This is a genomic window from Paenibacillus taiwanensis DSM 18679 (genome assembly GCF_000425125.1).
Classification (GTDB): Bacteria; Bacillota; Bacilli; order Paenibacillales; family Paenibacillaceae; genus Paenibacillus_B; species Paenibacillus_B taiwanensis.
Window position 1 is genome coordinate 902508 of the sequence record NZ_KE384306.1, and the last position, 24499, is coordinate 927006.

The 24499-nt window shown below is 43.8% G+C and carries 20 protein-coding genes; 18 read left to right on the forward strand and 2 right to left on the reverse strand.

All coding sequences use genetic code 11. The features are described from left to right. The first annotated feature begins 43 nt into the window (after positions 1 to 43). The 3 genes from H509_RS0112990 to H509_RS0113000 all read left to right on the forward strand — a co-directional run bounded on the left by H509_RS0112990 (position 44) and on the right by H509_RS0113000 (position 4851). On the forward strand, positions 44 to 532 hold the full coding sequence (locus H509_RS0112990; RefSeq protein WP_028545465.1) for a dihydrofolate reductase: 489 nt from the start codon (positions 44 to 46) through the stop codon (positions 530 to 532). A gap of 242 nt (positions 533 to 774) precedes the next feature. Continuing rightward, positions 775 to 2262, forward strand: coding sequence for a glutamate synthase subunit beta (locus tag H509_RS0112995; protein WP_028545466.1), 1488 nt, complete (start codon positions 775 to 777; stop codon positions 2260 to 2262). Between the two features lie 234 nt (positions 2263 to 2496). Further along, a complete protein-coding gene (locus H509_RS0113000; protein ID WP_028545467.1) occupies positions 2497 to 4851 on the forward strand; it encodes a type IA DNA topoisomerase in 2355 nt (784 codons plus the stop codon). 86 nt (positions 4852 to 4937) lie between these two features. On the opposite strand, the gene H509_RS0113005 is transcribed toward H509_RS0113000, so the two are convergent. Beyond that, positions 4938 to 5714 carry an HAD family hydrolase gene (locus tag H509_RS0113005; RefSeq protein ID WP_028545468.1) on the reverse strand — a complete coding sequence of 259 codons (777 nt, stop codon included), beginning with the start codon at positions 5712 to 5714 and terminating at the stop codon, positions 4938 to 4940. An 89-nt stretch (positions 5715 to 5803) separates the two neighbouring features. Further along, complete coding sequence (locus tag H509_RS0113010) at positions 5804 to 6718, reverse strand: ArsR/SmtB family transcription factor (protein WP_028545469.1); 915 nt, start codon at positions 6716 to 6718, stop codon at positions 5804 to 5806. A 146-nt stretch (positions 6719 to 6864) separates the two neighbouring features. On the opposite strand from H509_RS0113010, the gene H509_RS0113015 reads away from it, so the two are divergent. From H509_RS0113015 to H509_RS0113085, 15 genes are all read left to right on the forward strand, one after another. Continuing rightward, on the forward strand, positions 6865 to 7125 hold the full coding sequence (locus H509_RS0113015; protein WP_028545470.1) for a DUF6794 domain-containing protein: 261 nt from the start codon (positions 6865 to 6867) through the stop codon (positions 7123 to 7125). A 31-nt stretch (positions 7126 to 7156) separates the two neighbouring features. Then, the gene (locus tag H509_RS0113020; protein ID WP_028545471.1) at positions 7157 to 7498 is read left to right on the forward strand and encodes a hypothetical protein; all 342 of its coding nucleotides are present in this window, start codon (positions 7157 to 7159) and stop codon (positions 7496 to 7498) included. A gap of 283 nt (positions 7499 to 7781) precedes the next feature. After that, positions 7782 to 8963, forward strand: a complete 1182-nt coding sequence (locus H509_RS0113025) for an MFS transporter (protein WP_028545472.1) — start codon at positions 7782 to 7784, stop codon at positions 8961 to 8963. 214 nt (positions 8964 to 9177) lie between these two features. Beyond that, the gene (locus H509_RS0113030) at positions 9178 to 9909 is read left to right on the forward strand and encodes a phosphonate ABC transporter ATP-binding protein (RefSeq protein WP_028545473.1); all 732 of its coding nucleotides are present in this window, start codon (positions 9178 to 9180) and stop codon (positions 9907 to 9909) included. Between the two features lie 205 nt (positions 9910 to 10114). After that, positions 10115 to 10732: a DUF3298 and DUF4163 domain-containing protein gene (locus H509_RS0113035; protein WP_028545474.1), complete on the forward strand. Its 618-nt coding sequence runs from the start codon at positions 10115 to 10117 to the stop codon at positions 10730 to 10732. A gap of 271 nt (positions 10733 to 11003) precedes the next feature. After that, positions 11004 to 12299: a hypothetical protein gene (locus H509_RS0113040; protein ID WP_245596068.1), complete on the forward strand. Its 1296-nt coding sequence runs from the start codon at positions 11004 to 11006 to the stop codon at positions 12297 to 12299. A gap of 17 nt (positions 12300 to 12316) precedes the next feature. Further along, positions 12317 to 13018 (forward strand): response regulator transcription factor, encoded by a 702-nt coding sequence (locus H509_RS0113045; RefSeq protein ID WP_028545476.1) that lies wholly within the window; start codon positions 12317 to 12319, stop codon positions 13016 to 13018. Next, positions 12994 to 14457 carry a HAMP domain-containing sensor histidine kinase gene (locus H509_RS25215; protein WP_036697029.1) on the forward strand — a complete coding sequence of 488 codons (1464 nt, stop codon included), beginning with the start codon at positions 12994 to 12996 and terminating at the stop codon, positions 14455 to 14457. Before H509_RS0113045 ends, H509_RS25215 begins: the two co-directional genes overlap by 25 nt. Positions 14458 to 14731: 274 nt before the next feature. Beyond that, positions 14732 to 15682 carry a carbohydrate ABC transporter permease gene (locus tag H509_RS0113055; RefSeq protein WP_051287057.1) on the forward strand — a complete coding sequence of 317 codons (951 nt, stop codon included), beginning with the start codon at positions 14732 to 14734 and terminating at the stop codon, positions 15680 to 15682. Continuing rightward, complete coding sequence (locus H509_RS0113060; protein ID WP_028545478.1) at positions 15683 to 16498, forward strand: carbohydrate ABC transporter permease; 816 nt, start codon at positions 15683 to 15685, stop codon at positions 16496 to 16498. 39 nt (positions 16499 to 16537) lie between these two features. Then, the gene (locus H509_RS0113065) at positions 16538 to 18895 is read left to right on the forward strand and encodes a glycoside hydrolase family 65 protein (protein ID WP_028545479.1); all 2358 of its coding nucleotides are present in this window, start codon (positions 16538 to 16540) and stop codon (positions 18893 to 18895) included. After that, complete coding sequence (gene pgmB, locus H509_RS0113070) at positions 18888 to 19589, forward strand: beta-phosphoglucomutase (RefSeq protein ID WP_211234335.1); 702 nt, start codon at positions 18888 to 18890, stop codon at positions 19587 to 19589. The genes H509_RS0113065 and pgmB overlap by 8 nt, the downstream gene beginning before the upstream one ends. Positions 19590 to 19709: 120 nt before the next feature. After that, a complete protein-coding gene (locus H509_RS0113075; protein ID WP_028545481.1) occupies positions 19710 to 21506 on the forward strand; it encodes a sensor histidine kinase in 1797 nt (598 codons plus the stop codon). Continuing rightward, entirely contained in the window at positions 21503 to 23107 is a 1605-nt protein-coding gene (locus H509_RS0113080; RefSeq protein ID WP_028545482.1) for a response regulator, read from the forward strand. The genes H509_RS0113075 and H509_RS0113080 overlap by 4 nt, the downstream gene beginning before the upstream one ends. A gap of 111 nt (positions 23108 to 23218) precedes the next feature. Further along, positions 23219 to 24475, forward strand: coding sequence for an ABC transporter substrate-binding protein (locus H509_RS0113085; RefSeq protein WP_028545483.1), 1257 nt, complete (start codon positions 23219 to 23221; stop codon positions 24473 to 24475). The last annotated feature ends 24 nt before the right edge of the window (positions 24476 to 24499 follow it).

Here is a 24499-nt window from a genome sequence, read left to right on the forward strand (position 1 = left end):
TCGATCGGATGTTTGCATGAAGTAGGGAAGGAGGTGCCTAGATATGGGTATTAGTATGATATGGGCAATGGATCGTCGCCGACTAATTGGCAAGGACAATGGACTTCCGTGGCATTTGCCTAATGACATGGCCTTTTTTCGCGAACAGACGCGGGGCAAGACAATTGTGATGGGACGAAAGACGTTTGATTCAATCGGTGGCAAGCCGCTTCCTAAACGGCCTAATATCGTGATGACTCGCAATGTAGATTGGTCTCATGAAGGCGTAGCGGTCGTTCATAGTGCTCAGGACGTAGTTGAGAAGGCAAAGGACAAAGAGATTATGGTCATTGGAGGAGCAGAGATTTACCGGCTGATGATGCCTTATGCGGATAAGCTTTATGTGACACGGATTGAGCATGAATTTGAGGGGGATGATTATTTTCCCGATTATGATGAAGCGCAATGGGAATTAGTAGAGCACATCCCTGGTGTAGTTGATGAGCGAAACCGATATGCACATCAATTTACAATTTACAAACGAAAATGCTAACGTCATGAGTTGGATTCATTGCCGAACGTTTTAATGAAAGTATACGTTTTCATTCGTCATTTAGTGCAAATGTTAGGACGTTTACTCTATGTCCAATCTACTGTGCTTCTAATAAGATATTGTGAAATAGATTGTCGAAAATCACATAAAATATTGTTGCAGAGTGACGCGGTAAAGTATATATTATTCAATAAATTTACATGGGAATAGAGATACGGACAGACGGATGGAGGATAAATACGATGTCAACACCTACTGGCTTTATGGAATATACGAGACAAATTCCGGCTGATCGTGACCCTTTGGAACGATTAAAGGACTGGGAAGAATTTCACAAGCATATGAACGAAGAAGAGCTTCGACTTCAAGGTGCTCGTTGCATGGACTGTGGAACACCGTATTGCCATACGGGCATCGAGATTACGGGTGGAACTTCAGGTTGCCCGATCAACAATCTAATTCCAGAGTGGAACAGCTTAGTTTATAGAGGGTTATGGCGTGAAGCATTGGAACGCTTGCATAAGACAAACAACTTTCCAGAGTTTACAGGCAGAGTGTGTCCTGCTCCTTGTGAAGGTTCATGCACAGTGGGGTTGATTGGCAAGCCCGTCACGATAAAGACGATCGAGCAGGAAATTATCGATCGCGGATTTGACGAAGGCTGGGTACGTCCTGAGCCACCAAAACAGCGGACGGGCAAGCGAGTAGCTGTCGTAGGCTCTGGCCCCGCAGGGCTAGCTTGTGCTGCGCAGTTGAACAAAGCAGGCCATCTGGTGACCGTGTATGAGCGCGCAGACCGAATTGGTGGTTTGCTGACGTACGGTATTCCGACGATGAAGTTGGAGAAGGATGTGGTGCAGCGTCGTGTAGATTTACTCGAGGCGGAAGGCATTCAATTCGTTACGAACACGGAGATCGGCAAACATATTGCTGCGGAGCAGTTGACGCAGGACTATGACGCCGTCGTACTGTGCGGCGGAGCGACCAAACCAAGAGAGTTCAACATCGAAGGTAGTGAGCTGAAAGGTATTCATTATGCAATGGATTTCTTAAACGGCAGCATTAAGAGCTATTTGGATTCCAAGCTAGCAGATGGGCAATACATTAGCGCTAAGGACCAAGATGTGATCGTCATCGGCGGAGGGGACACTGGTACTGATTGTGTGGCCACTGCACTTCGTCACGGCTGCCGCAGTATTACACAGTTCGGTACGCATAGCAAGGCTCCACTTGAGCGAGACACCGTCAATAACCCGTGGCCTCAGTTTCCTAATGTATATACACTTGACTATGCTCATGAAGAAGCTAAGGCACTGTACGGCGAAGATCCACGTGAATTCTCGATTATGACGACTAAGTTTGTCGGTGATGAGCATGGCAACGTTAAAGAGCTTCATACTGTTCAAATTGAACGTATCGTTGATGAGACAGGACGCAAAATATATAAGCCGATTGAAGGGACAGAACGAGTATTTCCAGCTCAGTTAGTATTGCTCGCAATTGGCTTTGATGGTCCGGAGCAAACTATTATCGAGCAATTGGGACTGGAAACAGACCGTCGTTCTAACGTGAAGGCTCCTTACGGTAAGTACACAACTAATGTAGATAAAGTATACGCGGCAGGAGATATGCGCAGAGGTCAGAGCCTGGTGGTATGGGCGATTAATGAGGGTCGTGAGGCGGCTCGTGAAGTGGATCGCCATTTGATGGGCACAACGCTGCTGCCTTAATTTTATTAATCCACCTAGCTATATTGAGCATTGACATACGATTAATTGTTCTGTAAACGTACAGAGCTGCTTGTTTTGTATAAAGATGTTGTTTTATCGAATTTTGTAGAAGACAGCAGGAAGCTGCGCCTAGTTACTAGTGCGCAGTTTTTTTGTTGGTTGCTGTAATTTATGCCTGACGGAAAGTGCTGCAATCTGATACACTAAGAAGGATGAGCAGAGAGGGGGGCGTGAATGGACAGCCTGAATGGAGGCAAAATTCTTGTCCTTGCAGAGAAACCCGACATGGGACGAACGATTGCACAAGTGATTGAACCTAAAGCGAGAAAGTATCGTACACATTTAGAAGGTGAACGTTATATTATCACATGGGCAATTGGCCATTTGATTACGCTTGCTGAGCCGGATTGTTATGATCCTAAATATAAACGATGGAATTTTCGTGATTTGCCGATCCTGCCGGATGCTTTTAAGATTGTAGCTTCGCGCAGGACGATGGATCAACTGAAAGCGATTGGGGAATTGGGCAAGCAGTGCCACTCGATTGTAAACGCGTGTGATGCCGGACGTGAGGGACAGTATATTTTTGCTTTGATTGAACAGTATTGGAAATGGCGTAAGCCCGTGAAACGTCTTTGGATATCTGACTTGACACCAGAGACGATTCGCAAAGGGTTTGATGAATTACAAGACGCAAGCGCGTACGCCAATTTGACAGCAGCAGCACGGGCGCGGAGTGAAGCGGATTGGCTAATAGGCATGAATGCGTCGCGTGCCTTTACGACCAGACACAAGACGCTGTTATCAGTAGGCAGAGTGCAAACGCCCGTGTTGGCGCTTATTTACGATCGGCAGCAGGAGATTGACAAGTTTGAATCAGATGCTTACTTTGAGTTGACGGCACAATTTCAACAGCATGAGCTCAATTATAAAGGAACACGAGTAGGGGAACGAATTCGCAGTGAAGAGGAAGCGGAACGGCTGAAAGCTAAGCTAACAGGTAAGCCTGGCCGGATTGCGGATTATCAAGTGAAAGAAGGAAAGGAATTTCCTTATCGACTATATGATCTTACGTTATTGCAGCGAGAAGCGAATGGAAAGTATGGCTTTTCAGCAAAGAAGACGCTTGACCTTGCACAATCTCTGTATGAAAAGCATAAAGTCATTACGTATCCACGTACGAATTCCAACTATTTAACGGAGCAGAATGTCGGGTCTATGCATGATGCACTACGTATGCTAAACAGTATGGAACAGTACCGGGAATGGGTGGCAAAAGCAGAACCTAATCGTGTTCACACTGGTAACAAGGCCATTTGTCAGCCTTCTAAAGTAGAAGATCATCATGCGATTTTACCAACCAAGAAGCGACCAGGCACGTTGGCTCCTGATGAGATGAAAGTATACGATATGATTGTGCGCCGGATGCTGTCTCATTTTTATCCACCTGCAACATTTACTTTATATACGGTGCTTACAGAAGTGGATACGGAAACGTTTAAGACCAATGTGAAGCAGTGGACAGCTCGGGGCTGGAAAGTACTATACGACCAAGATGAACGGACTAAAGCGAGCAGCAAGAAGCAGAGTCAAGGATCGGCAGCAGATGATGATGCAGAGAAAGGTCGGCAGGACGAGCCGGAAGAATGGAATGGGGACAAACCGTTTCATGTGGATACTGCCCACACGGTTATGGTTAAGCAATTGGCAGTAGAAAAGAAAACAACACAGCCGCCCAAGGCGTACACTGAGGGAACTTTACTGAAGGCAATGGAAAGTGCAGGCAAGCAGCTGGAAAATGAAGAACTGCGTGATGCCATGAAAGATTCCGGATTAGGTACACCCGCTACACGTGCAGCAACAATCGAGCGTTTGAAGCAAGTCGGCTATGTAGGGATGACGGGAAAGCGCATCACCTTAACGCTAAAGGGCAAAACGGCTGTGGAGCTCATCCGTCATGCAGGGGTCCAGTTGCTGACATCACCAGAGATGACGGGACAGTGGGAGCGCAGGCTGACACAAATTGCGCGTGGAGAAGCGTCCAACGTAACGTTTATGGAAGCAGTACGGAAGTTTACGCTTCATGTGATAGATTGTGTGGACAAGCAACGTCCTTTATCTGGTGAGCTTGTACAGCAGATGGAAGATGAAGGAAGCAAGAAACGGGGATCAAAGACGGCTGGCAAGTCTAAAGGAGAGTCGAGCTCAAATCGGACCAAAGGCAAAGTACAAGTTAGTAATACCGCTTCAGCACGAGAAGGGCTATCCGAAAGTGATTCTTCCAGCTCAACCCCGCTCCGCGCTAATACAGGCTTTGGCACATGCCCACGCTCGGGATGTGAGGGGCTAATTATTGAAGGTCGTAAAGGATACGGCTGCACGCATTTTAAGCAAGGATGTACATTTGTCATTTGGAAAAAGCAAAAAGCGTCAGGCAAGACGATTTCAGAGACGATGCTGCTAGACCTGCTGAAGAAAGGCAAGACGCAGCTCCTTACCTTTACTAGCGGAGGCAGTAAATTTAAAGGCAGATTTATATTGTCTAATTCAGCAACTGGTGACCTCAGCATCGAACAAGCTGAGACATAATGTGGCAGAGAACCACAACAAAAAAAGTTGATCGGAAAACGTTTCGTTATTCCGATCAACTTTTTTATGATGGCGGACATTCAATCTTACAAGGATAACTTGGGAGTCCCTTGTCCAGATTGCCAATCCAGAATAACTTGAGGCACTTGCACCAGCTTCTCAATCGTAACAAAAGCGCCTTGGGGCTTGACGGTGAGATCCACCAAGTTATAGGCCCACTCCGTTGCTTGCTTTAGATAAATGGCATTAAGGCCATTAGTTAGGGCAGGCAACACATCTGTACGTAAGGAGTTGCCAATCATCCAAGTTGTTAGGCGATCCAGTCTAAGGTGATCGACAATGGATTCCAATGCTTCAGTTGTTTTGTGCTGACGAATAAAAATGCGATCCCCAAAGTAAGTAGACAACTGCATTTGGTCAATCTTGCGCTGTTGAATGACAGCTTCTCCGCCCGTGTACAAGAACAGTTCGTGGCCTTCGTCGCGCAGCTTGTCCAGCGTATCAATCATGCCAGGATAAGGTTCCACTTCTGTCTCATACACACTCATGCCAAGTTTCCATAGCAGGTCCAGCTCTTCTTGAGAGACTTCTCTTCCGGTTAGCGTGCTGAAATGTATTAATGTGTGTTGGAGCGATTGTGGAAAATGTTCACTTACAAATCCGGTTTTCTGAACTTCTGTGATGTCGTATTCGGATTGTACACGTTGCACGTCCTGCGCGTTAACACGATAAGCAGCAAACCAGGTCGTCATTAAATCAAGGAATTGTTCACTAACAGCGTCAAAGTATTTGTTGCAGTATACAAGTGTGTCGTCTAAATCAAACAGGATCGTTTGGTTTGAATGTTTGGATGCGTTAGGCATCTCAGTCACCTCCAAGCTTGCTTGACGTTCGATTGGAAATGACTTAGCTTATAAAGCGTATAAAGTCAACTGCGTTATGCTCGAAAGCGTCAAGGTTGCACATAATCTTCTAAAAAGACGGATAAGTCCGCCAAGCCTTCTTGTCTTAATGCGATTTGTTCTACTTTTCCACTCCAGTAGGTGCGAATATAGCCGGCTGAACGCAGCACGGCCAGATGATGCTGCGCCGCATTTTTGCCCAAATTAAGATGCTCAGACAATTCGGCAAATGTAACAGGGTTCACTGCAATCATTCGTAATATACGCAATCTTGTATCGTCTGCAAGGGCCGAAATCATCCGCTTTAACGATTGCGGAGGCGTATCTTCCGTGTCCTCAGGCAAATCGATGGAATACAGCATGAGCGTGGAATGCTTAAATGTGCACGTATTGTTAATCGGCCGATAGTGCCACATCGGCGCAAGCACGACCTCTTGTATTTCACCATCGGTATCCAATACAACACCGTTAGTCGCAATTTCAATAAGTTCTGCTGGATTCATTTTGCTCATAAGTCGGCGCTTTTCATTCGCATCCGCAATTAATGCCGGTTCCCATAACGGTACAGACCATTTTAAGTAATGATCATGCCACAGTATGAGGGCAGGGATGTACACTTGACGTATCCGATCTATACAGGCTTGATCATAAGGCAGGCCGTACAATTGAATGATGTGCAGCCAGTCATCGCTGGACATGCGACCTAGCTGGGTCAGAAATAATGGAATATCGTGTGGATGTTCTCGTTCCAGAGCGGCTGCAAACAATATATCAAATTCATTCATGGAATATTTTCGAAGCAGGGTGGATTGTTCAATCGCATCTGTCGATAGTTGGGCTTCCACTTGTTGAATCCAATTCGGACCGCCTTCCACGTTACGAATCCATTTCCGATGCACGTATAGCATGTAACTGCCAATAAGCTCATAGATCGGTGAGCAATCGATACGAACATGAAGCGACATGCGTTGGAACCTCCTTAGATAAGGGTTCTATGGTCGGTATTACTTATTCATTATGAATTGAATTGCATACGATTGTCTACTATAATGTTAAAATGTCTCGATTTTAATTAGAATTTAAAAACGATGATTGATAAGGGAGATGTTACATGTCTCGAAAGAGATTCAATTCTGTTGCTGAGGCAGCAGATCATATCATAAAAAGTGACCTAGATGAAGAAACAAGAGACTATATTGTTCATCTGGATAGGAAGGAAATTATCACTTTGCATTTTACATTAGGGATGCATGTGCGGAATAAATATGATGTTATTTTTGATGAAGGAAATTCACTTTTCCCAACTCATAGAGACGACGTATCGCTTTTGGTATTAGAAGAAATTCATAGAAAATTAAACAAAAGCTTGTGAGAATGATTTGATTATACAGGGGGATGAGAACATGAATATGAAACATACATTTGAAGTATCCAAAAAAATTGCAGCGTTAGCAGAGGAGTATAATGAGCTTTCTTCAAAGGAAACGGATGAAGTGCTGCGCCACAGATTTACGGAGTTAACGTTTCAATTAGATGAGATTTATGCCGAGTTGCTTCAAATATCCAATTACTATCCAGAGGGTAAACTAGAGAAAAATGTAATTTTGACTCAATCAATTGAGGGATTGTCCGCACAAACACCACTTGTGTTACTTCACGAGTACGAGCAAGATCATTTGGCTCTTGTAGAAGATCACCAGATGGACGTATATTTAGTTCCTTTGAATACGATAAAACAACTGTGACATCGATAGAAAAAGATCGAAGTGACAATATAGATTTCGTTTCATAAGACTAAATTCAAGCCTATTTGGTTGAAGTTGCTCCGCCATGAGTGGTCTGCTTGTCTCATGGGTTTGTGACTTTTTTGTGATTGTTGTATATAGTCGCTAATGGAAAACTAGCTGCAAAAGGTTGCTTTGTACATCGCACATCATATAATGTTAAAAGGTTGGCTTGTCATTGCATGGGTCGGGTCGTATCCATGCTTTTTTGTGTGTGATATAGATATAAAGTGGAGGGAAAGAAATGTTAGCATCTCGTCGTCCCACAACATCCTCTACGTGGCAGTTTGTCATTTTAATCGTAGTTGTTATGTTCACAGGGCTGAGCCAAGGGTTATTGCTGCCTTTGTTGACAATATTTTTAGAGAGGATGGGAGTTCCGTCTGATGTCAACGGACTAAATGCCACAGCCTTATATGTAGGTGTTTTTGGCATGATGTTCTTAGTTGAACGTATTCTAATTAAGGTCGGATACAAGCGGATGCTCCTTGGAGGTATGATTGTTGTTACGGTTGCATTAGGATTGTTCCCCTTGTTTCCTAGCATCGGTGTATGGTTTGTGCTGCGAATTATTGTTGGTATGGGCGATAGCGCCTTGCATTATGCAACGCAGCTGTGGGCCGTGTCTGTAAGTCCTGCCAATCGTCGCGGTCGTAATATTTCATTGTATGGCATGGCCTATGGAGTAGGCTTCAGCTTCGGACCCTTAGGGATTAATTTGTTAAAAATTAGCGATGCAGCTCCGTTTATCGCGATCGTATGTATGTTCTTGGTTGTCATTATGATCGTGTGGTGGAAGCTGCCTAGCCAGCAAGCAGATGCAGTTCATGGAGCAGAGCGTCCGGAGAAGCGTTACCGCCGCTCCTACCAGTGGGCATGGTTTGCATTGCTGCCGCCGCTGTTATATGGCTATATGGAAGCATCAATGAACAGCAACTTTCCGATTTATGCGTTACGTATCGGGCTTGAGCAGCACTGGATATCTTATTTGCTGCCATTTTTCGGCATAGGTGGCCTTATTCTTCAATTACCACTAGGTATGCTCAGTGACCGTGTGAACCGAAAAGCCGTATTAATTAGTTGCGGCTTACTTGGCGGGGGTGGATTTTTCCTTATCCCACTAGTTGGAGACAACCCTTGGGCGATACTCGTCTTGTTTATGTTAGTGGGCGGATTAGTGGGCTCGTTTTTCTCGCTTGGTTTGGCATATGCGGCAGATATATTGCCGCGTGCATACTTGCCTTCTTCCAATGTTATAGCTTCCATCCATTTCAGTATCGGAAGTATTGTGGGGCCGAATCTCGGTGGCTTAGGTATTGAATATGTATCAATCGGCAGTATGTTTTACTTGCTTGGTATGTGGTACATTTTATTCTCGTTGCTAGGTTTCCGTTTTCGTGGGAAAATAAGAGAAACGGCATCCTAATTTTGTTGTTATAACGATCATACAGTATACATTTGTTCAGGTCGTTACTTTGTACAAGGGTTGGAAGACGCTTGCACGAAGTGACGACCTTTTCTATAATTTAAGGATAGTGTCGTAGTGAAGATAGTTACATATAACGAATGAATAACAGCAATTGAAGTAGCATCAGTGTTAGCATGTACATATGGATTAGGGCTGGGGAGGAGCGCAAGTCATGTTAAAAATAGAGAGACTGAACAAACAATTTCCACCATCAACGACGGTGCTGCGTAACGTATTTGCAGACGTCCATCAAGGTGAGTTTATAGGCGTTGTAGGTGCTAGTGGAAGTGGCAAGTCGACATTACTCAAATGTTTGGCACTACAGGAAAACTGGACAAGCGGCAAGTATACAATTGATGGTACAGACATTTTTAAGCAGGGCTCCTCAGGGAAAAGTAAAGTTAAACGAGAATGCGCTTACTTGGAACAAAACCCAGTACTTTCGTCTAACCGAAAAGCACTTAAAAACGTGCTAATTGGCAGAGCACATCAGACACCGTTATGGCGGATGATAACGGGGATGATTCGCAACGATGATTATATGGGGGCAATGGATACGCTTGAGCAGCTTGGTTTGCTCGATAAAGCCCATATGATTACATCCCATCTTAGCGGCGGGGAAAAGCAACGAGTAGCCATAGCTAGAGCATTGGTGCACGGCGCGAAGGTGATCTTGGCAGATGAACCTGTGTTGGGATTAGATCCGAAATCAGCTGAGTCCGTTCTGAGCACGTTTAAAGATTTGTGTGAACGCGAGCAATGTACGGTCATCGCAGTGTTCCATCAAGTCGAGTTAGCAGAGAAATATTGCTCCAGAATTTGGGGTTTGGCTGACGGGGAGATTAAAGTTGATATTCGCGGCCGCAAGCTCTTGCAAGGCGAAAAGATGAAATTGTCACTGTAAATATAACCATCTCGCTCATTTAAATGGAAGGACTAAACCGCCATTTCAAGGGTGGGATGGTTATTTGTATAGGATGGAATAATAAGCTATTAGTTGTGTTTTCGAGCATCCATATTATATTTTATTTAATGTAATGATGGGGATTGTTAATAATGTCCGTTTGCTGTCATATTCTTTTACTAGCATAGTTTAAAGGAGTGTTAAGATGGCTACGACGTTATATCCGCTTCCTGTTCCTATCGTACCTCACAAGATCATTAAACCGAAGCTAGAAGTATATGTACCGCAAATATGGAATGCTCAAGCTCCACTCGCAGCTAAGACGATCAATCAGATCATTCACCAAACCGTCATTGAGCTTATACGGATGACAGGATATGAAGAGAACGATCAGACAGAAGTGATGGGATCATTTGAAATCAAGCTAAACGAAAGGGGGTTACTCAGCTTAACGTTAACCGTATACGGTTATCCGCCAGGAGCAGCGCATGGCATGACTTATCAGCGTGGCCTAACGTTTGATGTGAATACAGGTAAGTTGTATACGTTGTCAGATTTATTTAAACCAGGCGCCCCTTACGTTGAGGTGTTAAGCGGCAATGTGAGTCAGCAGATCAAGCAAAGAGATATTCCGACGTTGGAGCCTTTTACCAAGATCAAACCTGATCAAGATTTTTATATGACCGATAAAGCGTTAGTTTTATTTTTTGGATTATACGAATTAGCCGCGTATGTTTACGGCTTTTTATATTTTCCGATATCGATATATGATCTAAATGATATTAAGGCTGAAAATGGTATTATAGATACACTATGGTACTAGTCAGAAGGAGCAATAACATAGCTTTGTAATGGGTTTGTCACCTATTGGTGACTATTTTTTTTTATAATGATAAAAGTGTGTGGGGAGCCGTCTGAAAGTGGAAGAGAGAGCGTGTGCTTACGACGGTATGTGGTAAACGAGAAGCATGGTGCCTACTAGCTAGGAGATGTATTCTTGTTACACATTTACCAATTAACTCGTATAATTAAGTATCGTTTGCGGACAATGTAAACAACATAAGGCGATGAAAAGAGGGATGAGATTGAAAAGCGTGCGCTCAAGACGCAGCGTATGGATATTGCTCGTTGTGTTCACTTTTCTGTTGAGCGGTTGCGAATGGGTCCAGGACCCTAAATCTTTATTAAGTGTGCCAAGACTGCCAGATGAACAGGCAAGCCTGATGAGCATCATAACTTCGCATCTGCCGGAGGGTGGCGCTATTATTCGTCCAACAAATTCATCGGACAATAGTGCGATCCGGATTGCCGATCTAAACAACGATGGACAAGCTGAGGCGATCGTGTTCTACGAGACGCCTGATCGTGAAGTTCGTATACACGGGATGATTTTCCAAAGTGATGGCAAGACATGGAGCAAGACGGTTGACTTTGATGGTGAAGGCGTGAAGCTGGATCGTGTCGATATCGTGGACTTGACCAATGACAATACTCTGGACTTGGTGATTGGATACAGTTACCCAGAATCAGATTCTAATAAGGGCATGATTATTTATTCATTTTCTAACCAGCAACTAACTAAAATATTTGAGCAGCCTTATGCGCAGTATGTCATTGACGATCTTGATCGGAACATGAAGAACGAGTTGTATGTGGTCACGAACCAAAAGTCTAAGCCGCCGATCATTAGTCAGTATAAATTTGATGAGGACAAGTTAAAGAAATTTACCGAGAAAGTGATGGACAATGAGATTAACGGCTTCTTGAATGTAATGTCCGGTTTTATCAGCAAGGACAAGCGGGGCATCGTGATGGATGCAAACGCAGGTGCTAATTACAGCTTTACAATTGCAGTCACCTTATCAGAATCAGGAGAGCTAAAGGAAGTATTTCCGAAGGATTTAACAATCAAGAAACGAAGCATTTTAAGTTCGGATATTAACGCAGATGGTATTATTGAAATCCCCATACCTGAACGTCCTGAAGGTTGGGAGGATTACTATGAAGAGTATGAGATCCCGTTTTTCCAAAGTTATTATCAGTGGGACGGGAAAAATAATTTACGGCTTGTTCAAAAGCAGTTCAGGGATTACAAGGAAAGGTTTCATTTTACAATACCTGTGTCCTGGTATGGCCGGGTATCCATTGATACGAAGTCCAATATTAATGAGTATTTAAGATTTATTGATTTTAACACCAATGAAACGTTAGCAGAGGTTCGCTTCTTTAGCGTGGAGACGTGGGAACGTTATAAAGATAAATGGACTTATTTAGCTGCTTACGGTGATGAAGTCATTGGGATATACAGTAAGGAGCAATTGCGGTTGAACGACGGTGCACCTAAGCTGCCTACTGTAGAACAAACGAAGCCTGAGGAAGCAGCCAAGTAGAAAGGGAGTTACCAGAGATGACTAAAATATTAATTATGGAAGATGAAGAGTCTATTCGCAGCTTTATTGTCATCAACTTAAAACGGAATGGGTTTGAGGTGGTGGAAGCTTCAAACGGTAATGAAGCGTTGGAGAAACTGTTAATCGACCCGACTATTGATATCGCACTTCTGGATGTGATGGTGCCTGGGATCGATGGATTTGAAGTATGTCGACGTATTCGGGAGCAAAATGAACGAATTGGCATTATATTTTTAACTGCAAAGGTGCAGGAGCAAGACAAGGTGTACGCCTTGTCTGTCGGTGCGGATGATCATGTCAGTAAGCCCTTTAGTCCAACGGAGCTGGTTGCGCGAATTCAGTCCTTATTGCGGCGTGTACATTCATACCAGCAAGCATCACAGAAAGTCATTTATCATTCGGGGCCCTTTACGCTCGATCTGATTGCCAAGCGATTTCTCAAACACGACGAAGTTATTGATTTGACACCGACGGAATTTTCCTTGATTCAGTATTTTATGGAAAAGGAAGAAATGACACTTAGCAGAGATATTTTATTGGATCATGTCTGGGGCAAAGATTATATGGGGGACCCCAAAATCGTGGACGTAAACGTGCGCCGTTTACGCCAAAAGATTGAAGACGAGCCCTCTTCACCAAAATACATTGAAACAGTTTGGGGACATGGATACAAATGGAAGGGAACCGTTTCTTCATAAAACCTGGCATTCGACGTTCTGTCGTAATGCACTATTTTATCGTTGTGTTTTTAACGATGTTAATCTTGGAAATCATCTTTATGTTGGCTGTGCGCACTTATTATTATGATTCGGTGTCTAATCATCTCAAATATCACGCCTCTGCGACGTCATCTTATTATCAACGATACGTTAGCATTTTGTATTCTGAGGATGATCGAACTTGGCTGCCTGAATTGTTAAAGCTGTTTCATCTGGAAAAAGCAGAAGTGCAAATATTGGATAAGAGCGGAAATGTGCTAATTTCTTCAAGTGGATTTCAGATCAGTGACGTGATTAAGACATCAGATGTGCTTACCGCTTCACAAGATCTGAAAACTACGAGATGGGTAGGCAAGCAGATCGGTACGGGTGAAACGGTTATGTCGCTGTCAGCGCCGTTAATGGGAAAAGGCGACGTACAGTATATACTCAGACTCGTAACCTCGATGGAAACCGTAAATAGCAGACTAAACAACATCGTATTGCTGTCTATTGTTGTATCTATTTCTGTGCTGGTATTAGTGTTAATTGTAAGTTTGGGGTTAGCCAACTCCATTGTTAGCCCTATAAATGAAATTACAGCAGCGTCTGCACAGATGGCACGAGGAAGATTTGACATTAAAGTCAAAGAAGGTTATAAATATGAGCTTGGTGACTTGGCCAAGACACTGAATTTTATGGCACAGGAGATCGTACGCAGCAACGAATTAAAAAATGATTTTATTTCTTCTATTTCACACGAGCTGCGCACCCCTTTAACAGGTATTAAAGGTTGGAGCGAGACGTTGCAGTCAGGCAGTATGACAGACCAAGAAGAAATGAAGCTTGGGCTGAACATTATTACAAAGGAGACGGATCGTCTTATTGGTCTCGTAGAGGAGCTGCTTGACTTCTCCAAGCTCCAGCAGGATCGACTTCAGCTTCATTGGCAGCCTGTTAAGCTGGATGCCTTGCTGGAGGAGACACTGTTTCAGGTGAAGATGAAAGCGGATCAGAAGGATATTACACTGAAGCTGGAGCATTCACAAGCGTTTCCTTCGGAATGTGAGTTGTATGGCGATACCAACCGATTAAAGCAAGTATTTCTTAATTTAATCGATAATGCGATTAAATTTTCACCTTTGCATTCGACCATTACGGTCAGGTTGGAGTGGAAGGATCAACAATGTGAGGTCCGAGTCATCGACCAAGGGATTGGTATAAGTGAAGACCATCTGACGAAGGTGATGGATAAATTTTATCAGGTGAATCCGGATCGTGGCGGCACCGGACTTGGCCTCGCCATAACGGATGAGATTATTAAGGTTCACGGGGGCGAGATGACGATTCTTAGTGAGGCAGGACAAGGCACGACAGTGCTTGTCTCTTTGCCGAGTCGTCATGAGCCGCCAGTTGCGATGAATCGAACAAGTATATAGATCAAGCAGCAACATGACAAGCTGACGGCGGTACAATCACTTTACTGGCGTCAGCTTTTGTCGTATGGCTAAGGCAACTCGAGTTACTACCACTCTAAAGCCCTTTCACTTCCTTGCAGGAAGGTGAGAGGGCTTTATTTTTATGTTTCGATTTCTCTCATGTAAAAATCCTCGGAGTCATGTAAATATCCTCTATTCCGCGAAAAACACCCACTTCTTATGATGGAGTTACAATATTACACGAACAAGGTTCGTAAGTGGAAGGAGCAACAGCATGACGCCCAATGCAGAAACTAATCGTTCCCTGCCTAGACAAAAGCGCGGCTTGCGTACGAGATTGACCGGCATGGCCAATTCCTCGACGTTTGTAGGCTACTTATTTGTCGCCCCAATTCTGATTCTGATGGGGATTTGGTTTTATTACCCGCTCGTACAGTCATTCATTTACAGCTTCCAGGATATTAGCTTTTTAAATCCGGATGCAGCAAAGTTTGTAGGCTTTAGCAACTACATTGAAATTGTAAAAGATAAAGATTTCTGGACAGCACTTAGACATTCCTTATTGTTAACGGTTGTAGCTGTGCCGCTGCAAGCCATTATCGCATTGGTCATTGCGGTCAATCTGAACAAGGTTTTACGTTTTAAAGGTGTGTTTCGTACGTTGTATTACATGCCGTATATTACGTCAACGATTGCTGTAACTACTGTGTTTATGTACTTGTTTATGCAAAATGATGGGGTTGTTACCCAGTTTCTCACTTGGTTTGGATTTCCAGATGTGTCTTGGTACGCAAACGTAAAGTACGCACTTCCTTTTCTGATGATTTTGACGATCTGGACATATACAGGCTTTTATATGGTGGTGTATTTGGGAGGTTTGCAAACGATTCCAAATGATATTTATGAAGCAGGGGTAGTAGATGGCGCAAATGGCTGGCAGCAATTTTGGAAGCTGACGGTTCCGATGCTGAAGCCTGTTACGTACCTCGTTATTATGTCAGGCATCATTAACGTCATGCAGTTGTTTGACCAACCGTATGCGTTAGCTCGTAATGGATCACTTGGAAGCCCAGCTGGCGCAACAAGTACCATTGTTACGTATTTCTACAGCCAAGCGTTTAGCTTTAACCGTTCAGGCTACGGCAGTGCGGCAGCGTTTATTATTTTCGCTTTAATTCTTGTGCTGTCGATGCTGCAAAGACGCTTTATGAAGGAGGAGATTTAGGTGACGGATAGTCGCAAAGCTCAGTTTTTACGCTATTTGCTGCTGTTTATGTTTTCCGTGTTTTTTATCGTGCCGTTTGGCTACGCGATCTATACTTCTTTGCTAAGTAAATCAGACATCGGGCATCTTGTACTCCCTAGCCGATGGACGTTTGAAAACTATATCGACATATTTACCACTTCAGACATTTTGATCTGGTACAAAAATTCGATTATCGTTACGTTTGGTATTTTGATCGGTAATCTTATCGTCAATACGATGGCTGCTTATTCGTTAGCACGACTGAATTATCGTGGTAGAGGTGTTGTATTTTTCCTTGTTATTGGGATGATGATGGTGCCTTATCAAGTCATGATTATTCCGATCTTCTCGATGATCGTAGATCTAAAATGGTTGAATACTTATCAAGGTTTGATTATTCCGTTCTTGTTCCAAGGTTTTCTTGTCTTCTTGATGCGACAATTTTTCTTGACTGTACCTAAAGAACTGGAAGAAGCAGCAGAGGTAGACGGACTTAACAAGATCGGCATCTTTTTCCGTATTATGCTCCCGTTGTCGAAGGGGGCAATCGGTACTCAAATTATTTTCAGCTTCACAGGTACGTGGAACTCCTTTGTATGGCCGGTTACACTCGTGAATGACAGTCGCTGGTACGTGATGACGGTCGGACTTAACACTTTAAAAAACCGTTACTTTGAATGGCCTAACCTTACGATGACTGGTGTTGTGCTGCTGACGGTGCCTATCATTATCGTCTTCTTGCTGTTCCAGCGCCATATGGTGCAAGGCATAGCTACTACGGGTCTTAAAGGGTAAAAGTGTAGAACAACAATGAGCTTACTAGGAGGATGCAGCATGATTGAATACACGGGATTAGATGAGCGCAGTAGCGGTTGGATCGTTGCAGAAACAGCGTTTAACGCCAAATATTTAGCGAAATTCGAGACTATTTTCTGTCAGGGAAATGGGTACATGGGACTGAGAGCGGCTACGGAGGAAAGTTATCCAGGAGAACGACGTAATTTGTTTGTGGCAGGAACCTATAACCGTTTTGCCAATGAAGAAGTGACAGAGCTTCCGAATGCTGCTGATATGGCGCAGCTTGATATTCAACTAAACGGTCAGCCCTTTCATCTGGAAAAAGGGAGGATTCTCAGCTATCGTCGTGAGCTGGATTTGCGCCAAGGAGAGCTTCGGCGAAATGTGTTGTGGGAGGATGAGCAGGGGGCGCAGTACAAGCTCTCCTTCCGCCGATTTGTGTCCTTGCATGACCTGCATCTCATGGCTCTACGAGTCGAGATAACTCCGCTAACACAGGCTGCTCATGTATCGATCCGCTCTGGCATTAACGGCCAGATGACGAACTCAGGGGCGCAGCACTTTATAGAGGGTGATCGTCGTATATTCGATAAGGAGCTTATTCAATATATAGCAACAACAACGGAATCCAATATTACGTTTGTACATACTTGTGTTCACCAGTTACAAGAAAATGGCGAGCGTCTGGCTGACGAACCTGTACCGAGCATGGATCGCAGAAGGGTGACGTTAACCTATAAGCGGTTAGTTCAAGCTGGGAGCACACTTGTGTTTGACAAAATGGCGTCCGTATATACGAGCCTCGATCAGAAATGGGACGGGGATGCCTGTGCGCTTGAATTACAAAACACAGCTCGTATTCACCTCAGAGCGGCAGCAGAGGGGGGCTATGATAAGATTTTCAGTGCACATGAGGACGCTTGGTCACGCTTCTGGGAGCAGGCCAACATCGAAATCAAGAGCCAAAATGCCTTTGATCAGCTCGCGATTCGCTTTGCCCAATATCATCTGGTTTTAATGACGCCTGCGCATGACAGCCGCTTCTCTGTAGGAGCGAAAGGATTAACAGGTGAAGGGTACAAAGGGCACGTATTTTGGGATACTGAAATTTTTATTTTACCGTACTTCCTATATACCGCTCCTGAAACTGCTCGAAAGCTGGTCAAATACCGCTATCACACGTTAAATGGAGCTCGAAAAAAGGCGCGGGATAACGGGTACCGTGGTGCTATGTATCCGTGGGAATCTGCCTTAACAGGCGAGGAAGAAACGCCTGAATGGGGACCTGTCGATATTGTGACGGGAACTCCGACATATATTTGGACTGGAAAGATCGAACAGCACATTACTGCTGATGTTGCTTATGGCGTGTGGCATTATTATCAGGCCACAGGGGATCAGCGTTACATGGACGCATACGGCTACGAGATTTTGATTGAGACAGCTAACTTCTGGTCCAGTCGATTAGAATGGAACGTTAAAGATAAGAAGTATTATATCCATGATGTTATCGGTCCGGATGAATATAAAGAGCATGTATCAAACAATGCCTTTACGAACTATATGGCCTATTGGAACATAGCAAAAGCGATTGAATGTGTAAACCAGCTTATACAAGCGGACAGCGAGGTTTACAGCAGGCTGAATCAGCAGTTAAATGTGTCTGAGCAGCTTAAAGATTGGGAAAAGAAATTAAAGCTTATATACTTGCCTGAGCCTGATGAGAAATCGTTAATTATTCCACAGGATGACACTTATTTGCATAAAGAAGTGATTGATTTAACGAAATATCGTAATCAAGAGCAGGTGGCAACGATTCTCCATGATTACAGCATGACGCAGCTCAGCGATATTCAAGTTTCGAAGCAGGCTGATATTCTTGTTTTGTTCTACCTTCTTGAGGACTGGTTTACAGAGGAAACGAAAAGAGCCAATTGGTATTATTATGAGCCTAAAACATTACATGATTCTTCACTGAGTCTCTCTACACATAGCATGCTGGCTTGTGATGTTCATGAGTTAGAGCTTGCGTATGAGATGTTTACGAAGGCAGCTCGAATTGATCTAGGCCCCAACATGCATAGCTGTGATGAAGGTATTCATACGGCATCCATCGGTGGGATATGGAAATCTGTCGTGATGGGATTTGGGGGTGTTCGTTCTTGGGAAGGGACGCTTCGACTTCATCCGAAGCTGCCAGCAGCGTGGGAGCGTTTAGCTTATCCGCTTGCTTGGCAGGGAGAGCGGCTTTACATCACGGTTACGCGAAACGAGGTTCAAGTGGAACGGCTTTCTACGGGGACACATCCGTTGACCATAGTGCTGTATGGACGAGAATATGAGCTAAACAATCAAATGCTGACGGTCAGCACGGAGGTGCAGTGCGATGAATAAATCAGATGCCATTCAAGCTGTTATTTTTGATCTCGATGGTGTCATTACGGACACTGCCAAGTACCACTATGAAGCGTGGAAGCAGTTGGCCGATGAGCTGGAGCTTCCTTTTGACTGGGCATTTAATGAACAGCTTAAAGGGATTGACCGGATGGCTTCTTTGGAGAAAATTTTAAGTCAACGTCCTGATGGCGGCGCTCATGTCAGTTTGGAGCAAAAACAAATCTGGGCTCATCTGAAAAATATAAACTATCAACGCCTCATACAATCCGTGGATGAATCTGAGATTCTTCCAGGTATATTGTTACTGTTTGATGATCTCAAACAGGCTAATGTTCAGATAGGGCTGGCTTCGGCCAGCCGTAATGCCAAAACGCTGCTACAGCAGCTCAAGGTTGAAGCTTATTTTGATGTGATCGTGGACCCGGCGCAGCTAGCCAATGGGAAGCCAGCCCCCGATATTTTTTTGGCTGCGGCAGCAGGCTTGCAAGTCGAGCCGAAGTATTGTGTCGGCATCGAGGACGCAGAGGCTGGTGTGCAGGCGATAAAGAGCGCTGGCATGTTTGCAATCGGCGTAGGGGAACATGACATATTAAAACAAGCAGACTACATTGTCACGGATACTTCCGAACTTTCGCTTGCTGTAATCGAGCAACACTGGTTCGACACGGTGCACAAGTTTAAAACGAGCTGATGTAAGGAATGTTATGTGCCAACAACGAAATGAGGAATTACTATTGAACATGCTCTCATAATGGCATAAGATTAATTCGACATCATTCGATCTTATTTTACAGAGAGAGGGGGCTTCTTCATGTATACATGGAGACGCTTTCGCGACCGCAGCATAAGGCAAAAACTATTTCTGACCTATTCGCTGCTTATGATCCTTCCCCTCGTGGTCATATGTAATTATTTTTACATTTATGCCATGTCCGTGTTTGAATCTAGGATAGAGAAATCGTTTCAGGAAACGAATCTGCAGATGGTGTCCACTGCGGATTCGTTTGTCCGTAATATGATCAAATCTTCAGAGCGTCCGTTCTACGACGAAAGATTGATCGAAATTTTGTCTAAAAATTATGCAGCGGAGAAGTATGAGACGTTTGCCAAAAGTATGGATTTTCGATACGTTAGCGATAACGTGTTTAAGGAGCTTATGCATTTTAATCCAGATATCGATTCCATCCTGATCTATCCGGAAAACAGCCCGTTAGTTTATCGGCGGGGGTACGATTCAACGTTTAACTATACTTATCAGCCTAAACGAGAGCCGTGGTACCAAAGCATTGTGAACAATGCGGAGCGTCCGGTTCTTATTGGCATGCATGAAGAAAAACAGATGTATGCGAAGCCACGTCCTGTTTTATCTGTTGGACGAATTCTCGTAGATACAGAAACTTATAAGAAACTAGGCGTGCTGCTTATTAATTTTCGGATGGAAAATTTAGAAAAGTTATTTAGTGGTCTGAACCATAAAAAAGATGTGAATCAATTTATTGTCGACGATAATGGTACGGTTGTGTTTAGCTCCAATCCGTCCATGATTGGTGTGGAGCATAAGCAAGTAATGTCTGAGATTGAAACGAATCAGGACAAATATTATGTGGTTCAGCATAAATCCAACATTTCAGGATGGCAATTTTACAGCATCGTTCACCGTGACAAGCTGCTAGCCGAAATTATTCAGATTCGTAATTTTGCTCTTCTACTGCTGCTGTTACTAGTTGTGCTTGGATTTTGTACAGCTTATCTTATATCGGGAAGCATCTCCAATCCGATCCAACGGCTTAATCGGCTGATGGGCAAAGTGAGGAAGGGCGACTTTGATGTCGTTGCCCCGCAAGAAAGTTTGGATGAGGTTGGACAATTGTCGGGGTCGTTTAACCAAATGACGGCTGAAATTAAAGAGTTGATTGCACAAATGAAGCTGGAGGAACAAAGAAAGCGCAGTGCTGAATTGAAAGCGCTCCAAAATCAAATCAATCCGCATTTTATTTACAATACGTTGTCCGTCATTAAATGGATGTCGCAAGCGCAAATGGCAGACAACATCACGGAAGCGATCGACGGCATGATCAAGGTGCTGTCGTTTTCGACACGCAACACACAAGAATTTATTTACATTGAAGAAGAAATGGATTTTATCCGCAGTTATTTGGAATTGCTACAGCTGCGGTATTACAATGTGTTTGAATTTGAGCTTGAAGTTGATGAAACCCTACTAAGTTGCAAGACGTTAAAGTTTATGGTGCAGCCCTTTGTGGAGAATGCTGTGTTTCATGGGTTTGTGGGGGATTCGCCGAATTATCATTTGCACATTCAAGTGCAAAAAGCAGGCGACGATGTTCAGTTTGTCATTACGGATAACGGTGTGGGCGTAGAGCAAGAACGGCTTACGGAACTTATGCAGCAAGAAATGTCAAACACACAAACTATGAATTCTATCGGCGTTGGTAATGTGTCCAGAAGATTAAAGCTTCATTTTGGAGAAAAGTACGGCGTGAACATTCACAGCAGCATAGGGAAAGGCACACAAGTTATCATTCTCATCCCTGCAATGGAACAGCAGCCAGAGCGCATCGAGAAGAGAAAAGAGGGATCGGCATGAAAATTATGATTGTAGACGACGAATCCTTTATTCGGATGAATTTTAAAACGTTTGTGGACTGGAATCTTCATGGCTATTATGTGGTTGGTGAAGCAGCTAACGGTAAAGAGGCATTGGAGAAAATCGACGTGCTTCATCCGGACGTTGTGTTTTTGGATATACGTATGCCCTTGGTTGATGGGCTTGAAGTGCTCCGGCAGCTTCGGCGTGCAAACCATGCCTGCAAAGTTATAATTTTAAGCAGTCATAATGAGTTCGAATACGCAAGAGAGGCGCTTCTGCTCGGAGCTTGCGATTATATCCATAAGCCGAATTTGACGCAAGCGTCTGTATTTGAGGCGCTAGAGCGTGTACGTAAGTCAATGAGCTCTGAAATCGGGCATGACCGACTTGCGCCGCCGCAGCTTGCTACAGAAAAAAGCCGCAACGATTTGAAATCGCTTTTTTTGCGTGATCTTGTAATCGGAGTCGTGCGACATGAGTGGGAAATTGAGCAAAAGACCCAACTTTATGATCTGAAATTAAAACAGCCGAATGTATGCTGTATCATTATGTCCGTTGATCACTATGACAAGGTGAAAAAACGTTACAAAAAAGGGATGGAGCATCTGCTAGGATTTTCCATACTAAATATTTTACACGAAGTGCTTCATCGGTACACCGAGCTGGAACTGCTGCAAATGAGCTCAAAAGAGCTTGTCATTTTGAAGACGTATTCTGAATTACGAAGTATGAATGAAATTTTAGAGGAGCGCTGGGGTCTCATTCGTAAAATTGAAAAAACGGTAAAGCAGTTTTTGAATATTCAAGTTAGTTTTCTTGTTAGTGGTATGCACAGAAGTTTGCTAGAAATACCAAAAGCCTATCATGAAGCACAGGAGACGGTAGAATCACTGTTTTATGAGGAACGTGGAAACGTCGTTATATACGAACCTAAAACTGTAAACGAGGGAAATGGTAAAGCCTTATTTGCATGGTATGAGCAGCAAATCCGTAAACAGATGGAAAATAAAGCGGTGTCCGAAGCTATTCTGCTCGTACATGAAATGTTTGCTGTCCTCAAAGACAAACGATGTGCTGACCGTCATGCCATTATGGAAATGTGTGTGAATGCACATTGTCTTATTCAGTCATACATGAAGCCAGACAACTTGGAGGATGACTACACGCGGATTCAGGAAATTATGGCGGCAGAGCGTTTGGAGGATTTGCATTTGCTGCTTGTAGGTGAGCTGGAGAGCGTGCAGGAGAGTTATACGGATGAGGCGACATCAACCAATTATAAGATAAAGCGTGTCATTGAGTACATCCATGAGCACTATGATCAGGACCTCACGCTAAATGAGCTGGCTGCCTATGTTTCCTTAAACAACAGTTATCTCAGCCGTATTTTCAAAGAACAAACGGGTTCCATGCTGATTCCATATATTAATCGTTACCGTGTAAAAAAATCGTTGGAGTACTTAAAGAACGGCAATCTAAAAACGTATGAAATCGCGGAGAAGGTCGGATTTAATAGTATTGATAATTATTATATTAGCTTCAAAAAAATGTATGGACTCCCGCCAAATGAATATCGAAAAACATGTTTGGGGAAGTAAAAATTCACAAAGATATGTAAATATCCTCTGTTTGCGCGAGGTGGCCGCATCGCTAAGATGAAGGTAACACCAAACAAGGTGAATTATTTCGAATAAAAGGGGTCGTGACACATGAAAAAGAAAGCAGTTCTGTTACTGTGTACCCTCCTGCTCATGCTTACTGCAGCAGGCTGTGGCTCAAGCTCGAATTCAAGTGAATCAAGCGGTGCTGAGACGGATCAAAATAAAACGGAGAACGTTGAAGTTACGATGGCCTACTGGGCCAATGCATCCGAACAGAAAAATTTTGAGTTTATGGTGAACGGGCTTGAAAAAGAGCATCCAAACTTGAAAGTGAAAATGCAAATGTATCCAACAAGCGATGAGTTTTGGAAAGCGGTTCCAGCAGCGATTGCAGCTGGCGTAGGCCCTGACATTATCGCGATGTCCGATGAAGGAAACTATGAATATATTAAAAAAGGAGTTCTTGCCCCACTTGATGATCTGATGGGCAAGGTAGGCTTTGAGAAAGAACGTGTAACTTCGTCCTTGTACAAAGGCTGGACGGACGATAATAAGCTGTATGGCATCCCTTACGATTCTTCCACTTCTATGCTTGCGATCAACAAGGCGATGTTTGATGCATCCGGCATTACGAAACAGCCGGAAACGATGGATGATGTGGTTGCACTGGCCAAAGCGATGACTAAGGATGGAGTGAAGGGAATTATCGGCAGTATTGATCCTTTCCACATTACACAATATGTTCATGCTTTTGGCGGAGATTGGGGCTTCGGGAAAACGATTAATTCCAAAGAAAACATTACAGGTGTTCAATTCTTTGTAGATCTGTTCCTGACCAACCAAGTGGCTATTGCTCCAATTGAGGTAGGTGCACCTTGGGACGGCGAAGTATTCAGTCAAGAAAAGGGTGCGATGTCTACTGCGGGTCCTTGGTATGTTGGTCATCTAAAAGAAGCGAATCCTGACATGAAGATGATTGCGCTTCCAATGCCTAAGGGAACGGTAGAAGCACAAAGCGCTTATTCTCACGGTTTGTCAATCTTGGCAGGCAGCAAGCACAAAGAAGAAGCGATGCAGGTTATCAAATATGCACTTCGTGATGAAGCACAGTTAAATGCAATTGAAGAAGTGGGCTACTCTCCTGCTGTATCCGCACTGCTTCCTAAATATTTGGAGAAAAACCCAGAGCTGAAACCTGTGTTTGACAACATGGAAAAAGTAGGTATGCCTTTTGCTTATCCAGAGCAAACGAAAGCATTCCATGCGGATCTGCTTAAAGGTGTCGAAGAAATTATTTTCAAAAAAGATGGCTTGACGGTGGAGCAGTTGCTAAACGATCTCCAAAGTAAATACGGACAAAACTAGATGACCTGGGTTGGACTTTACCAC